At 38.8% G+C, this 14,564-nt stretch carries 12 protein-coding genes, 17 tRNA genes, 1 rRNA gene and 1 riboswitch; of the genes, 28 read left to right on the top strand and 2 right to left on the bottom strand.

Annotated elements, in window-relative coordinates:
• The first annotated feature begins 55 nt into the window (after positions 1 to 55).
• From rrf to SJW71_RS23025, 20 genes are all read left to right on the top strand, one after another.
• Positions 56 to 171 (top strand): 5S ribosomal RNA (rrf, locus tag SJW71_RS23120).
• A gap of 11 nt (positions 172 to 182) precedes the next feature.
• Positions 183 to 258 (top strand) — tRNA-Val (locus tag SJW71_RS23115).
• A 3-nt stretch (positions 259 to 261) separates the two neighbouring features.
• A tRNA-Asp gene (locus tag SJW71_RS23110) sits at positions 262 to 337 on the top strand.
• A gap of 8 nt (positions 338 to 345) precedes the next feature.
• Positions 346 to 421, top strand: a tRNA-Thr gene (locus tag SJW71_RS23105).
• Between the two features lie 7 nt (positions 422 to 428).
• A tRNA-Tyr gene (locus SJW71_RS23100) sits at positions 429 to 512 on the top strand.
• Between the two features lie 4 nt (positions 513 to 516).
• Positions 517 to 590, top strand: a tRNA-Trp gene (locus SJW71_RS23095).
• A gap of 47 nt (positions 591 to 637) precedes the next feature.
• Positions 638 to 713, top strand: a tRNA-His gene (locus SJW71_RS23090).
• Between the two features lie 9 nt (positions 714 to 722).
• Positions 723 to 797: transfer RNA gene (locus SJW71_RS23085), tRNA-Gln, on the top strand.
• Positions 798 to 811: 14 nt separating this feature from the next.
• A tRNA-Lys gene (locus SJW71_RS23080) sits at positions 812 to 884 on the top strand.
• A gap of 17 nt (positions 885 to 901) precedes the next feature.
• Positions 902 to 978 (top strand) — tRNA-Arg (locus SJW71_RS23075).
• Between the two features lie 14 nt (positions 979 to 992).
• Positions 993 to 1,069 (top strand) — tRNA-Pro (locus SJW71_RS23070).
• A 14-nt stretch (positions 1,070 to 1,083) separates the two neighbouring features.
• Positions 1,084 to 1,159: transfer RNA gene (locus SJW71_RS23065), tRNA-Ala, on the top strand.
• A 13-nt stretch (positions 1,160 to 1,172) separates the two neighbouring features.
• Positions 1,173 to 1,265: transfer RNA gene (locus tag SJW71_RS23060), tRNA-Ser, on the top strand.
• A 4-nt stretch (positions 1,266 to 1,269) separates the two neighbouring features.
• A tRNA-Phe gene (locus tag SJW71_RS23055) sits at positions 1,270 to 1,345 on the top strand.
• Positions 1,346 to 1,351: 6 nt separating this feature from the next.
• Positions 1,352 to 1,425, top strand: a tRNA-Gly gene (locus SJW71_RS23050).
• A gap of 4 nt (positions 1,426 to 1,429) precedes the next feature.
• A tRNA-Ile gene (locus SJW71_RS23045) sits at positions 1,430 to 1,503 on the top strand.
• A gap of 7 nt (positions 1,504 to 1,510) precedes the next feature.
• Positions 1,511 to 1,587 (top strand) — tRNA-Asn (locus SJW71_RS23040).
• Between the two features lies 1 nt (position 1,588).
• Positions 1,589 to 1,660, top strand: a tRNA-Glu gene (locus SJW71_RS23035).
• A gap of 289 nt (positions 1,661 to 1,949) precedes the next feature.
• Positions 1,950 to 2,996, top strand: a complete 1,047-nt coding sequence (locus SJW71_RS23030; protein WP_274795274.1) for a nitric oxide synthase oxygenase — start codon at positions 1,950 to 1,952, stop codon at positions 2,994 to 2,996.
• Positions 2,997 to 3,069: 73 nt separating this feature from the next.
• Entirely contained in the window at positions 3,070 to 3,600 is a 531-nt protein-coding gene (locus tag SJW71_RS23025) for a hypothetical protein (protein ID WP_274795275.1), read from the top strand.
• Between the two features lie 51 nt (positions 3,601 to 3,651).
• Here the strand turns inward: SJW71_RS23025 and SJW71_RS23020 are convergent, their stop codons facing one another.
• Positions 3,652 to 4,860 carry a CynX/NimT family MFS transporter gene (locus SJW71_RS23020; RefSeq protein WP_322605655.1) on the bottom strand — a complete coding sequence of 403 codons (1,209 nt, stop codon included), beginning with the start codon at positions 4,858 to 4,860 and terminating at the stop codon, positions 3,652 to 3,654.
• Between the two features lie 177 nt (positions 4,861 to 5,037).
• A riboswitch (Lysine riboswitch) is annotated at positions 5,038 to 5,214 on the top strand.
• A gap of 82 nt (positions 5,215 to 5,296) precedes the next feature.
• Here SJW71_RS23020 and SJW71_RS23015 point away from each other — a divergent pair.
• The 5 genes from SJW71_RS23015 (at position 5,297) to SJW71_RS22995 (ending at position 10,297) form a co-directional block, all read left to right on the top strand.
• Positions 5,297 to 6,760 carry an amino acid permease gene (locus SJW71_RS23015; protein ID WP_274795277.1) on the top strand — a complete coding sequence of 488 codons (1,464 nt, stop codon included), beginning with the start codon at positions 5,297 to 5,299 and terminating at the stop codon, positions 6,758 to 6,760.
• A gap of 163 nt (positions 6,761 to 6,923) precedes the next feature.
• On the top strand, positions 6,924 to 7,616 hold the full coding sequence (locus SJW71_RS23010; protein WP_274795278.1) for a response regulator transcription factor: 693 nt from the start codon (positions 6,924 to 6,926) through the stop codon (positions 7,614 to 7,616).
• Between the two features lie 3 nt (positions 7,617 to 7,619).
• The gene (locus SJW71_RS23005) at positions 7,620 to 8,555 is read left to right on the top strand and encodes a sensor histidine kinase (RefSeq protein WP_322605654.1); all 936 of its coding nucleotides are present in this window, start codon (positions 7,620 to 7,622) and stop codon (positions 8,553 to 8,555) included.
• Positions 8,556 to 8,691: 136 nt separating this feature from the next.
• Positions 8,692 to 9,615: an ABC transporter ATP-binding protein gene (locus SJW71_RS23000; protein WP_274795280.1), complete on the top strand. Its 924-nt coding sequence runs from the start codon at positions 8,692 to 8,694 to the stop codon at positions 9,613 to 9,615.
• Entirely contained in the window at positions 9,608 to 10,297 is a 690-nt protein-coding gene (locus SJW71_RS22995) for an ABC transporter permease (RefSeq protein ID WP_322605653.1), read from the top strand. Before SJW71_RS23000 ends, SJW71_RS22995 begins: the two co-directional genes overlap by 8 nt.
• A 50-nt stretch (positions 10,298 to 10,347) precedes the next feature.
• Here SJW71_RS22995 and SJW71_RS22990 read toward each other — a convergent pair whose 3' ends face one another.
• Positions 10,348 to 11,613, bottom strand: coding sequence for an Nramp family divalent metal transporter (locus SJW71_RS22990; RefSeq protein WP_274795282.1), 1,266 nt, complete (start codon positions 11,611 to 11,613; stop codon positions 10,348 to 10,350).
• Positions 11,614 to 11,825: 212 nt separating this feature from the next.
• On the opposite strand from SJW71_RS22990, the gene SJW71_RS22985 reads away from it, so the two are divergent.
• The 3 genes from SJW71_RS22985 to SJW71_RS22975 are packed head-to-tail and all read left to right on the top strand — an operon-like array spanning position 11,826 to position 14,474.
• The gene (locus SJW71_RS22985) at positions 11,826 to 12,521 is read left to right on the top strand and encodes a response regulator transcription factor (RefSeq protein ID WP_322605651.1); all 696 of its coding nucleotides are present in this window, start codon (positions 11,826 to 11,828) and stop codon (positions 12,519 to 12,521) included.
• Positions 12,511 to 13,806, top strand: coding sequence for a sensor histidine kinase (locus tag SJW71_RS22980; RefSeq protein WP_322605650.1), 1,296 nt, complete (start codon positions 12,511 to 12,513; stop codon positions 13,804 to 13,806). The genes SJW71_RS22985 and SJW71_RS22980 overlap by 11 nt, the downstream gene beginning before the upstream one ends.
• Positions 13,803 to 14,474, top strand: a complete 672-nt coding sequence (locus SJW71_RS22975; RefSeq protein WP_322605649.1) for a PepSY domain-containing protein — start codon at positions 13,803 to 13,805, stop codon at positions 14,472 to 14,474. Before SJW71_RS22980 ends, SJW71_RS22975 begins: the two co-directional genes overlap by 4 nt.
• The last annotated feature ends 90 nt before the right edge of the window (positions 14,475 to 14,564 follow it).

Below are 14,564 nucleotides of genomic sequence, written 5' to 3'. Positions count from 1 at the left end.
AGCATTCAATGTACGTTTATCTAGTTTTGAAAGAATAACCTTTCAACTGAATAAGTGAAGTGATGATGGCAAAGAGGCCACACCCGTTCCCATACCGAACACGGAAGTTAAGCTCTTTAGCGCCGATGGTAGTTGGGGGCTTCCCCCTGTGAGAGTAGGACGTCGCTTCGCTTATTTTTTGTGGAGGATTAGCTCAGCTGGGAGAGCACCTGCCTTACAAGCAGGGGGTCGGCGGTTCGAGCCCGTCATCCTCCACCATATGGTCCCGTGGTGTAGCGGTTAACATGCCTGCCTGTCACGCAGGAGATCGCCGGTTCGATCCCGGTCGGGACCGCCATTATTTTTGCCGGTGTAGCTCAGTTGGTAGAGCAACTGACTTGTAATCAGTAGGTCGTGGGTTCGACTCCTATCGCCGGCACCATTCCCTTGGAGGGGTAGCGAAGTGGCTAAACGCGGCGGACTGTAAATCCGCTCCTTAGGGTTCGGCGGTTCGAATCCGTCCCCCTCCACCATTTTAGGGGCATAGTTCAACGGTAGAATAGAGGTCTCCAAAACCTTTGGTGTGGGTTCGATTCCTACTGCCCCTGCCAGGTATTGAGGTACTCGTTCATATACAGCTGTTATGATTTATATAGTGGCGATTGTGGCGAAGTGGTTAACGCATCGGATTGTGGTTCCGACATTCGTGGGTTCGATTCCCATCAGTCGCCCCATTTCAACATTGGGGTATAGCCAAGCGGTAAGGCAACGGATTTTGATTCCGTCATGCCTAGGTTCGAATCCTAGTACCCCAGCCATTTTTTTCTTTAACGAGCCATTAGCTCAGTTGGTAGAGCATCTGACTTTTAATCAGAGGGTCGAAGGTTCGAGTCCTTCATGGCTCATCATTTTTATTTACTAAGCGCCCGTAGCTCAATTGGATAGAGCGTCTGACTACGGATCAGAAGGTTATGGGTTCGACTCCTGTCGGGCGCGCCAATAAATGTATTTTACGGAATGTAGCTCAGCTTGGTAGAGCACTTGGTTTGGGACCAAGGGGTCGTAGGTTCGAATCCTGTCATTCCGACCATCTTTTATTTAAATGGGGCCTTAGCTCAGCTGGGAGAGCGCCTGCCTTGCACGCAGGAGGTCAGCGGTTCGATCCCGCTAGGCTCCACCATTTCAATATTTTTGGAGGTATACCCAAGTCTGGCTGAAGGGATCGGTCTTGAAAACCGACAGGCGGGTAACACCGCGCGGGGGTTCGAATCCCTCTACCTCCTCCATTTCGGGTCAGTAGCTCAGTTGGTAGAGCATTAGATTGAAGCTCTAAGTGTCGGCGGTTCGATTCCGTCCTGACCCACCATTATTTGCGGGTGTAGTTTAATGGTAAAACCTCAGCCTTCCAAGCTGATGTCGTGAGTTCGATTCTCATCACCCGCTCCAAAATGGGCCTATAGCTCAGCTGGTTAGAGCGCACGCCTGATAAGCGTGAGGTCGATGGTTCGAGTCCATTTAGGCCCATCATTATTCCGAAGTAGCTCAGTTGGTAGTAGCACCTGACTGTTAATCAGGTTGTCGCAGGTTCGAGTCCTGCCTTCGGAGCCACGGCCCGTTGGTCAAGTGGTTAAGACACCGCCCTTTCACGGCGGTAACACGGGTTCGAATCCCGTACGGGTCATCAAGCATGTAGCACAGATGTGTGTTACATGCTTTTTTCTATATGTAGATGTTCAACCAAGACTATAAAACCATTAAAAGGTTCTGTAGCTTTTTTATGGTGAACATAGGACAGTATAAATGCTTTAGCTCATTTCAAGGTCCTGTTCCATTTATCAATCACATGTTTCACCCACTAATAAATTTGAACAAACTATTTCATATATGCAATATGTATGTTTTTTCAACAGCTATTTTCATGGTGCTTGCCGTATCGTTGCTCTAATATGAGGGTAAGTGGAGGAATCGATATGAGTATACAGGAGATAGAGCAATTCTTAAGTCAATATCAGAAAGAACAAAATAAATCAGATCTTTGGTTAGAGAATAGATTGCAAGAGATTAAGAGTGAAGGTGAATATTACCCCACAACAGAGGAACTAGTTTTTGGAGCACGTGTCGCATGGCGTAATAGTAACAAATGTATTGGACGCTTGTTTTGGCAGTCATTGCATGTAGTAGACGCACGAGATCTTTTAGACGAAGAGGATATTTTTCGAAAATTACTAGAGCATATCGATTATGCAACAAATAGTGGGAAAATCCGCCCTACAATAACCGTGTTTGCCTCAGATCGAGTACGGATTTGGAATCACCAACTTATCCGTTATGCGGGCTATGAAACGGAATTAGGTGTTATAGGTGATTCTCATTCTGTTGCGTTTACACAAGTATGTGAAACGCTAGGCTGGAAAAGTGAGAGAACAGCTTTTGATGTGTTACCACTTGTTATACAAGTAGATGGGCGAGCTCCAAGGCTGTTTACAATTCCAGCAGAATATATTTTAGAGGTGCCAATCCGCCATCCAGAGGAAGCTGAAATAGAAAAATTAGAGATGAAATGGTATGCTGTACCCATTATCTCGAGTATGCGTTTTCGAATGGCAGGCATTGATTACCAAGCTGCTCCTTTTAATGGTTGGTATATGGGGACAGAAATTGGAGCACGTAATTTAGCTGATCATGACCGCTATAATATGCTACCAGCTATTGCTGAGATTTTTAATCTTGATACAACCAAACAAGCTTCTCTTTGGCGTGATCGTGCATTAGTGGAGCTTAATATAGCAGTTCTCCATTCCTTTAAAGAAGATGGGGTAAGCATTGTCGATCATCATACAGCGGCTCAGCAGTTTAAATTGTTTGAGGAAGCAGAGCTATCGGCTGAACGGGAAGTTACAGGCAACTGGACATGGTTAATTCCACCGCTTTCACCTGCAACAACGCATATTTTCCATAAGCCCTATGTAAATGTCTATCATACACCAAATTATTTTTATCAAAAACCATGCTATTAACAATAGAAGACTCTTCAATTTCCTATCAGTAAATTTATCAATTAATTGTATTTTAAGAAGAGGGTGATCCACTATGTTGGAGCAGCAAATTCCAGATATCCCGTGGCAACAATTGACCACACCTTATGGAAGAGGCGCAGCCATTCCGCAGCTGATTGAAGAGGAAAATTACCGACAACTAGCTGAGTTAATTGAACATCAAGGTACACTTTGGCAGGTGACACCATGGGTTTTGTTAATCCTTTTAAAAAAGCTGGGTAGTCAAGATAAGGAGGATGTCTCCTTACAAGAAATTGAACTTTATTTAGCCGTTGCTCAGGCGATTACTGTGGATTATTTAGAGCCAACACAAACTGTTCAACCCATGCAGAAGCTGCTAGATAGAAACTACTTATGGACAGAAAATGAAGAGGATGACGATCAAGAGTGGGAAAGAGAAACGCCGACGGGCTATGAACAGACAGCATTTTTAAGCTATTATTATTTCAGCTATCTACTCTTACAAGAGGCTATCCCTAGTTTAACGGCTATTACAGTGCACAATAACGAAGCAGCAGACCGTCTTGCGGAACTGCTAAGGTTATTAGAGCAGCTGAATAAATAGGTTGATAAAAAAGCAGATGAGAAACATATGCCATTTCCCATCTGCTCCAATTTAATGGACATATTCATCTTTAGAAGCTCTCATTGAGCAGAAGAAAAGTACCATTGCCACAACTACAAAAAGCCAGCCAGCAATATCCCAGCCACCGAATAAATCGTGCAAGTAGCCAAAAAGAATAGGACCAATTGCGGCAAATAAATACCCTAAAGATTGTGCAAAGCCTGATAAATCTGCTGCTTCAAAAGCCGTACGAGTGCGAAGGGTGAAAAACATCATGGCTAATGCGAATGAAGAACCACCTGCTAATCCTAGAAGGAACATCCAAAGTACTCCAAGACTTGTCCATTCCATTACAACACCAACAAATCCTACTAAATAGAACGACGTAAACATCAGTACAAGAGGTCGCTGTGAAGTCATTTTACTAGCAATAATAGGCACAGCTAATGCCATTGGAACTTGAGAGAATTGCATGATAGAAAACATCCAGCCAGCCTTGTCAGGAGCTAATCCTTGGGCAATATAGATTTCAGGAATCCAAGCAGCAGTCGTGTAGAATAATAAAGACTGTAAACCCATTGCGCCTGTGACGGCCCACGTAACAGGTGATTTCCATAGTGGTGGACCTGACTTTTTAGATGAGGTAGTTGGTTCAGGTTTATTTGATTTTAATTGAGGTATCCAAATTAAAATCGTAACGACAACAAGTACAAGAGCAATGGCCAAAGCCCCTTGCCAGCCTAATGATGAATTAGCTATTGGATAGCTAATACCTGCGCCAAGGCCAGCAGTTAAATTCATGGACATGGTGAAGAAGGCCATCAGTAAGCCTACATGGTATGGAAATTTCAATTTTAGTAATCCTGGAATTAGTACATTTCCGAAAGATATTGCTACGCCAATTAGCATAGTACCAAATATAAGTAATCCTGTTGTTCCAAGTGAGCGTAGAACTATCCCTAAGGCCAATAGAATAGTGGATAAAAATAAAGTAAGCTCAAGCCCTAGTTTGCGTGCTACGATAGGTGCAAAAGGCGATATGATGGCAAAAGCAAGCAATGGAATAGTTGTTAGAAAGCCTGCTAATACATTAGAGATACCAAGATCATCACGGATAAAGGATATGATTGGACCAACAACAGTTAATGGCATTCGTAATGTAGAGGCAATAAAAATAACCCCAAAGACTAAAAGTAATGTTGTTCCTTTCCAGCTAATTTTTTTACTTGGATAACTAGCGGAATGATCATTTGTAGTCAAAATAACTCCCCCCTGTTATTAACCATTCTAATTGAACTACTATAACACTTTATCACACTATTAAAAATAGTAGAAGATTCATAAAATACAGAACATTTTCCGTGTTGTTGAAATGTCTATGGTCTTATGTTAGTATAATAATCATCATAAATTTAATAATTATATGCCTCATGTTTGTATTGAGGTAGAGGTCGCGATATTTATAAGTATGCTAATTGAAATGACAAGCATTGATGAGATTAGCTGAAAGGAAATATTGCCGAAGTGTGAGGGGACTTGAAAACCTCATGCTGGGGCTGTCTCCGAAAGGAACAGAACTGTCACGTTTGTACAACGTGTTGAGCTATCATTTAGGAAAAACTGAGGATTAACTTAGCCATCACATTGTTCATGTGATGGCATTTTTTTGCCTCATAAATAGGAAGGAAGCTATATCGTGAGTGAAATAAAAGTAAATCAGCTCGGTCATAACGAACCAAAGCTGAAAAAAGAATTAAAAAGCCGTCATATTACAATGATTTCTTTAGGCGGTACAATTGGTACGGGGCTATTTTTAGCTAGTGGTGGTGCCATTGCACAAGCAGGGCCAGGAGGCGCATTGCTTGCCTATGCCTTAATTGGTGTTATGGTGTACTTCCTAATGACGAGCTTAGGAGAGATGGCTGCTTATATGCCATCATCAGGTTCATTTAGTACGTATGCAACAAAATTCGTAGATCCAGCACTAGGCTTCGCTTTAGGTTGGAACTATTGGTATAACTGGGCAATTACGATTGCAGCAGAAATTGCAGCAGTGTCTTTAATAATGAAATATTGGTTCCCAGATAGCTCATCAGCACTTTGGACAGTATTATTTATTGCTGTTGTGCTAACGTTTAATTTACTTTCTGTAAAGAGCTATGGTGAAAGTGAATATTGGTTTGCTATGATTAAAGTAGCAACGGTCATTGTTTTTATTATTATTAGTTTATTAATGATTTTTGGTATTTTAGGTGGTCAGGCACCTGTAGGCTTCACAAATTTCTTTATTAGTGATGGGCCATTCCATGGGGGCTTCCTTGCTACCTTTGGTATTTTCCTGGCTGCAGGGTTTTCATTCCAAGGAACAGAGCTTCTAGGTATAACAGCTGGTGAAACTGATGATCCAGGTAAAAATATTCCGAAAGCTGTAAAATCCGTATTCTGGCGTATTCTTTTATTCTATATTTTAGCAATTGGTGCAATAGGAATGCTGATTCCTTTCACAGATGAGCGCTTATTATCAGAAGATATTGCAGTATCACCATTTACATTAGTGTTTGATCGCTTAGGTATCGCCTTTGCTGCGTCGTTAATGAACGCTATTATTTTAACGGCTATGCTATCAGCAGGTAACTCAGGGCTTTATGCATCATCTCGTATGTTATGGCAATTAGCGGTGGATGGTCATGCGCCTAAAATCTTTACAAAGCTTAGTCGCCGTGGTATTCCAATTTACGCGCTACTAGCAACATTAGCTGTAGGCTGTTTAGCATTTTTAGCGTCATTTTTCGGTGACGGTGTGGTGTATATCTGGCTATTAAATGCCTCTGGAATGTCTGGCTTTATTGCATGGCTAGGCATTGCATTTAGTCATTATCGTTTCCGTCGTGCATTCGACGCACAGGGCTTAGATCCAAAGCTATTACCTTATAAAGCAAAATTGTATCCATTCGGACCACTATTCGCCTTTACAGTTTGTATGATTGTGGTCATTGGACAAAATTACACAGCCTTTACAGGAGACAAAATCGATTGGTACGGTATTCTAGTTTCTTATATTGGAATTCCATTTTTCTTACTATTATGGTTAGGCTATAAAATTAAACATAAAACAAAAATGCTTCCACTTAATGAGTGTGATTTAAAAGTGGAGGATTAAATAGAAAAGCTGTTCTGTATACCGTTGTATGACGGTTGATAGGACGGCTTTTTTATATTTGGGCGTTAAATTTATTTCTTAATCTATATCATATATATGGTAATATACTATAGATGTGGAAAGTCATACTAATGGCTTTTTAGTTAGGAAGAGGTGCATGAAAATGCAAAAACATATTTTACTAGTTGAAGATGATGAGGCTATTCGTGAAATGGTAGAAAACTTTTTACTATTGGAAGGCTTCGGTGTTACAACTGCAAAGAATGGAGAAGAGGCATTACAGTATTGTTTAAACCATTCATTTGATTTAGTTATCTTAGATATTATGATTCCTAAACTTAATGGATTAGAAGTACTAAAAATAATTCGAGAACAAGCAGCGCTTCCTATCATCATTATGTCAGCAAAGGATAGTGATGTAGATAAAGCTTTAGGGTTAGGCTTAGGTGCAGATGATTATATTGCTAAACCATTTTCTATGCTAGAGTTTTCTGCTCGCGTAAAAGCCGTTATTAGACGAGCAACCAAATATTCTAGTCAAGTGGATAACAAACAAGATGTAGTAGTGATCGATAATTTAACGATAAATATGATTAACTTTTCTGTAGATAAAGATGGACAAGAAGTGAAACTAACATCTAAGGAATTTGCCATTTTAAAATTGCTTGTAACAAATCGCCAGCGAGTTTTTACTAAGGAGCAAATTTATCAGACAATATGGAAAGATACTTACTACGGTGATGAAAATATTATTAATGTACATATAAGAAGACTTCGCGAAAAAATTGAAGATGATCCGTCTAATCCTCATTATATAAAAACGCTGTGGGGAATTGGCTATAAGTTTGAGGGATAAAATATGACGTTATGTCTATTATTAATTATTTTGTTGCTGGCGGGTATTATTCTTTATCAAAGAAAAGTAAAAAAAGAACAAGATGATACAATCCAATACATGCATGAAAAAATACAAGCAATTGTTAATAAACCAACTAATGAAAAGGTTTTAGTTGCTACGACAAATCCAGAAATTCAGCAATTACTGATTACAATAAATGCCTTATTGGATGACAAGCAAAAGGTTCTTGCTACACATCGAAAAATGGAAGATTCAATGAAAAAGATGTTGGCAAATATTTCACATGATCTTAAAACACCTTTAACAGTTGTATTAGGCTATATTGAAATACTTCAGCTTCAAAGTTCAATTAGTGAGGAAGAGCGACAGCGATTACTCACTGGTGTTCATGCTAAAACATTAGAAGTATTAAAAATCATTCATACATTTTTTGATCTGGCAAAATTAGAGGCAGGAGATGCAAATTATCCAATCACGAAAATCAATGTTTGTGAAGTATGCCGAAAAAATATTTTATCCTTTTACGATATGGTCACATCGGTGGGATTAAATATCAATATTTCAATCCCCGAACTTCCTATGTATGCCCTTGGTAATGAAGAAGCGTTAGATAGAGTTCTAAACAATCTATTATCAAATGCTATAGCTTATGGAGCGGATGGCAATGTGATTGGCTTAACCGTAAGAAATGATGAGACAAACATTTATATTGATGTGTGGGATCAAGGCAAGGGCATTGATGAATATCATATAGATACTGTTTTTGAAAGAATGTATACACTAGAAGACTCTCGAAATAAATCCTTCCAGGGAAGCGGCCTAGGTCTAACCATTACAAAGCGTCTTGTGGAAATAATGGATGGTTCCATCCAGCTATCAAGTATTCCTTATAAAAAGACCATTTTTACAATTGCTTTAAAACGAATGATGTATTGAATTCACACTGCCTGTAGAGCTTTCAATGCTTTACAGGCTTTTATTTTGCTCTTAAGAAATTTGTAAGAATCAAGTAATTAATTAGAGAGGTTCATTTTTTATAATGAAACTAGCCACAATTGAGGGAGAGATTTACATGACATACATTGTAAAAACAAATCAGCTTACGAAAGTGTACGATGGTAAAGAAGTGGTATCCACTGTCAATATGAACGTCAAAAAGGGAGAGATTTATGGATTTTTAGGTCCAAATGGTGCAGGTAAAACCACTGTCATGAAGATGCTAACAAATCTGACGAAGCCAACAAGCGGGGATGTAGAAATATTTGGCGAAAAGCTGACGGATCGATCCTATGAAGTACTAAAAAGAATGGGAACGATTATTGAGTATCCTATTTTCTATGAAAAATTGACGGCTAAGGAGACCTTAGAACTGCATTGCGAATATATGGGGTATTACGATAAAAAAGAAATTGCTCATGTTCTAAATTTAGTAAAATTATCAAATACAGAAGAGAAACGTGTAAAAGACTTTTCTCTAGGGATGAAACAGAGACTAGGCATTGCACGTGCCATTATAACAAAGCCAGAACTTCTTATTTTAGATGAACCAATTAATGGATTAGATCCTGTAGGGATTAAAGAGTTGAGAGAGCTCTTCAAAATGCTCTGTAAGGAGTATGGTATTACGATTATCATCTCCAGCCATATATTAGGGGAAATTGAACAATTGGCTGATACAATAGGTGTCATTAAGGATGGTAGGCTACTCACGGAAGTTACAATGGAAACAATTAATCGTAATCAAGCAGATTATATTGAAGTCATTGTCAATGATGGCAAGAAGGCAGCTTTTATTTTAGAAAGTGTATTGAAGATTGCTAATTTTAAGCTGATGGACGACAACTCTATTCGAGTTTATGATTCGACAGTATCCCAAAAGAGCCTAACAAAAACATTAATTGAACATGACATCGAAATCGAAGAGATAAGCAAAAAAACAAGCTCACTAGAGGATTATTTCCTAAAATTAATCAATGGAGGAGTTGTCCATGCTTAATTTAATGCGTTTAGAAATGAAAAAGTATCATTTAGGCTCATATGTTAAAGGTGCTATTATTGCTAATTTTATTATTCTTGGATTTCTATTTTTGGTAGTAGGTATTTCCAAAGTGGAGGGGGACCAAGACCTTGAAAATTATCAGGTTGCTTTAAGTGTCATTGAATCAATGATTAGAGTCGTCTTTAGTATTTTTGCTTCTACGTTAATAGCTAAGTTGATTATCGGAGAATATAAATTTAAGACCATCACCTTAGCTTTTATGTATCCTATAAGTAGAAAGAAATTAATCGTCGCGAAGCTTGCCATTGTAATGCTTTTTACGTTTAGTACGATCATCATTTCAAATGCTTTTATTACAACGACTTTCTGTGTTATTAGTGATAAATTTGATTTGATTCCAAATGGACTATCAAGCTCATTAATCTTACAACACATTCCTTCCGTATTGATGAATGCGATTGCTGCCTCGGGTATAGCTTTAATCCCATTGTATTTCGGAATGAGAAAATACTCCATACCAGCAACTATTATTTCATCGATTATAATAGTATCTCTGACTTCGTCTAATACAGGTAACTTTACGTTAAACGATATTATTTTTATTCCTATTACTTTAGCAATTGTAGGTCTAGGCATTGCCTATTTAGCCATTAGAAATATTGAAAAGGTGGATGTTTAATCAAAAAAATACCAGGTACTCATTCTATCTACAGAGTACCTGGCTTTTTATTATCCAAATATTGTTTCCCACAGTAAGTAAATATTCAGCGTAACAACAATGACTACGACAAACCAACCCAAAATTGTTGTAATACGGTGATTAACTAGGCTACCCATGATGTCTCGTTTACTTGTAAACATAACAAGAGGGATAAGTGCAAAGGCAATACCAAATGATAAAACAACCTGACTAAGAACTAGAGCATAGGTTGCATTCACACCAGATGCAATGATTGCAAGTGGAGGTACCATGGTAATTGCTCTACGTAAATAAAGAGGTATTTTTCTTTGAATAAAGCCTTGCATGACTACATCACCGGCTAAAGTCCCTACAGAGGAGCTAGCAAGCCCTGCAATAAGTAAACCAAGACCAAAAGAAATGGCAGCCAATGGGCCAAGAGCCTCTTTTAAGCCGTTATAGGCAACATCTAAATCTTCAACTACAACGCCTTGTGTATGGAATACTGCTGCGGCGATAATAAGCATGCTCATATTAATAGCTCCAGCAATAATCATAGCGATGATAATATCAATAAATTCAAAACGGAAAATGCGTCTTTTTTCTTCTTCATTACGACCAATAATACGGCTTTGAGTTAATGAAGAATGTAAGTAAATAGCATGAGGCATGACGGTTGCACCTAAAATACCTGTTGCTAATAATAGTGAATCTACACCTTCAAAGTGTGGTGTGAACATGCCAATCGCCACATCGCCCCATGCTGGCTGCGCTAAAAATGTTTGGAAGGCAAATGCTAATACGACAATTAAAACCATACCAGAAATCCCCGCTTCAAAGGCTCTGAATCCTCGTCTTTGGAGTTCTAAAATAGCAAATGAGCCAACCGCTGTAATCAATGCTGCTGGTAGCATTGGAATATTAAATAACAAATAAAGCCCTAAGGCTGCACCGATAAATTCAGCAAGGTCTGTGGCAATGATAACTAACTCTGCCTGAATCCAAAGGAATATAGAGGTTTTTTTAGAAAAATGCTCGCGTGCCACTTCAGGTAGGTTTTTTCCTGTCGCGATTCCAAGCTTTGCAGATAAGGATTGAATTAAAACAGCCATTAAATTGGAAAAGGCAATTACCCAAAGTAGCAAGTAGCCATATTGTGAGCCTGCTGTTATATTTGTGGCAAAATTGCCAGGGTCGATATAAGCTACGGCTGCAATGAAAGCGGGCCCTAAAAACGGTAAAAAGCGTCGCCAACCTTTTATATCTCCGTCTAAAACAGCCTCGGCTGGCGATTTTGTGACTCGTTTATAAACCATATTGTTCCCTCGTTTCAAAAAGTATCATCAACGAAATAAAGTTTCCTATAGGAAAATAAGATATTAGTATTCTAACGCTAGGAATAAAAAATGTGAAGTGGTTTGCATTATCTTTTGTTTAATAAGTATGGACAATTCTCATCATTTTCTAATTAGACTTTCACCGCTTGCATCGTTTACGATGAAAAGAAAAGGTGAAGGATGGATTCGACATGACCAATCGAATTTTAATTATAGAAGATGAAGAAAAAATTGCGCGAGTGCTACAGTTAGAGCTTCAATTTGAAGGCTATGAAGCAGTAATGGCTCATACAGGAACAGACGGTTTACTTCAATATCGTGAGCAGCAATGGGATTTAATCCTACTGGATGTCATGCTACCTGAGATGAGTGGTATTGACGTACTAAAGCGAATTCGTGCAACAGAAACCCAAACACCTATTATTATGCTGACTGCCAAAAGTGAGGTGGAGGATAAAGTAAAGGGGCTAGATTTAGGCGCCAATGATTATGTGACAAAACCGTTTGAAATTGAGGAGCTGCTTGCGCGTATTCGCAATGCTTTACGTTTTTCACAAAAGGCTAGTCCAAAGCAAGCTGCTCTCACATTTGGACATTTATCTATAAACGAGCAAACAAGAGAAGTTGTATATTTTGATAAGGAGATTCAACTGACACCCCGAGAATATGATTTGTTGTTCTATTTACTGAAGCATCCAAAACAGGTACTGACTAGAGAGCAAATTCTAGAGGCTGTATGGGGCTATGATTATTATGGAGATACAAATATTGTAGATGTTTATATTCGTTATGTCCGACAAAAGCTTGAAGCTGCTAATGCAAAGCCCATTATTCAAACGGTTCGTGGAGTTGGGTATGTGCTAAAGGAACATAGCTATGAGACTTAAAACAAAAATTCATTTACTAACAACGATGCTCATGCTTGTCATTTTAGTGGCAACTACTAGTGGCATTTATTTTTTGTATGAGAAATTTGCCTATGATACGGAATACAATCAGCTCCAGTCACGGGCAAATGATTTAAGCTCTACACTGAGTCAGTTAAAAGCACAAACCAACCTCCAGCAAGTATTAAGGGCATATATGCCAACGGACGGTGCTGTCTATATTTATGATGGAGAGCGTTTGAAAACAAAGGTTCAGGCTACACTTGAAATGCCAGAGGTCCCTTCCATTACCTACACGATGCCTACCATTTGGATAGACGGAACAGTTGTAGACATAACATTACAGCAATCCATGGAAGAGGTAGAGCAGACATTAGACTTACTAAAGGTGATCTTAGTCGTTGTATCTATTATGGCAACGCTCCCCATTTTCTTAGCAAGCTTAGTACTTGGGCGCTTAATTTTATTACCACTAGAGCGTTTAAACATTACTATGCGTAAAAGTGCAGCGACAGGGAAATATGAAAAAATAGATATTCCTGAAAAGGGTGGAGACGAGTTAACAAACATTAATCGTACCTTTAATATGATGATGGAGAAGCTTGAACAGCATTATCAAAAGCAACAAGAGTTTGTTTCAAATGCTTCCCATGAGCTAAAAACGCCGATTACCGTTATTGAAAGCTATGCAAAATTACTCCTTCGAAGAGGCTTTGATAATCGTGAAGTTGCGCAAGAATCATTACAAGCGATCGCTAATGAATCGACTCGCATGCATGAGATGGTACTACAATTGCTAGAACTAGCTAAAAATAATGAGCATCTGGCTATTCATTTGGAACAGCTAGAGCTTGAACCATTCTTGCAGAAAGTTGCCTCACAAATGCAGCAGGCCTATCATCGAACATTTATAGTCGATGCGAAGCTTCCAAGATTTATTTATAGTGATGAAAAAATCTTGAAGCAACTACTTTTTATTTTGCTCGATAATGCTAGAAAGTATAGTGAGGATGAGGTGCGTATTCTTACAGCAGAAACAACCAATCATGCCTGCATTACCATCCAAGATTTTGGTATAGGTATTCCAGAGGAGCACTTACCTCATTTGTTTGAGCGTTTTTATCGGGTAACAGAGGATCGAAATCGTAAGACAGGTGGCTCTGGATTAGGGCTTGCGATAGCCCATGAGCTTGCAGAACAACTGGGCATAACCATTGATGTGAAAAGTACACTTGGAGAAGGAACAAGCTTTACCCTATGTATACCAAAGGAGGAGGAGCAATGAAAAAATGGGTTCTGATAATAATTGTTATTCTCCTTCTTTGTAGTGGAACGCTGTGGTTTATTCAGTATCGCTATTTTCATGTTGAACCACTTAGCAAGTCAGAGGCTATAAACCATATTGAAGCCATCTATAAAGCCCATGTTACGCAGGTGAAGAAACAAGGAGACATCTATGAAATGTTTTTTACACGTGACAATGTCAAGTATATAGCTATGCTAGATGCTAAAACACAACAGGTAACTGATTTAACAATAAAAGAAGGACAAACGAAGTTATTGTTAACTGAAAAGCAAATAAGACAAATGGTAAAACAGAAATATGGTGATGTTGAAAGTATCAAGTTAACAGATACCACTTATACGGTACGTGTTGAGAAAGAAAACCAACAAAAAGATTTAACTGTCAATGCCTACTCGGGTGAAATAGTATCGGTGGAAAATGTTGAGCCGCATAAACCACCTGTAGAAGAACCTATAATTACTGAACAACAGGCTATTCAAATAGCGCTAGGACAATTGACGGGGGAAGTGGACTCAGTTGATTTTGAAGAAACGGCAGAAGGTGGTTATTATTTAGTTGAAATTGAAACACAGGATGACGAAGCCACTTTTCAAATCCATGCTGTTTCAGGGGAAGTTCTGTCCATTACATGGGATGATGATCAATAATTCATTCTCATGAAATTCTAATGTTTCTCTTATAGTTCTATCATCTTTGCTTGGTAAGCTAAGAATAGATAAAACAAAGGAGAGATAGAT

Source organism: Lysinibacillus sp. FW12 (assembly GCF_050817245.1).
Classification (GTDB): domain Bacteria; phylum Bacillota; class Bacilli; order Bacillales_A; family Planococcaceae; genus Lysinibacillus; species Lysinibacillus irui.
Note: the sequence above shows the minus strand (reverse complement) of the source record. Positions and strands in the feature narration are given on the sequence as shown.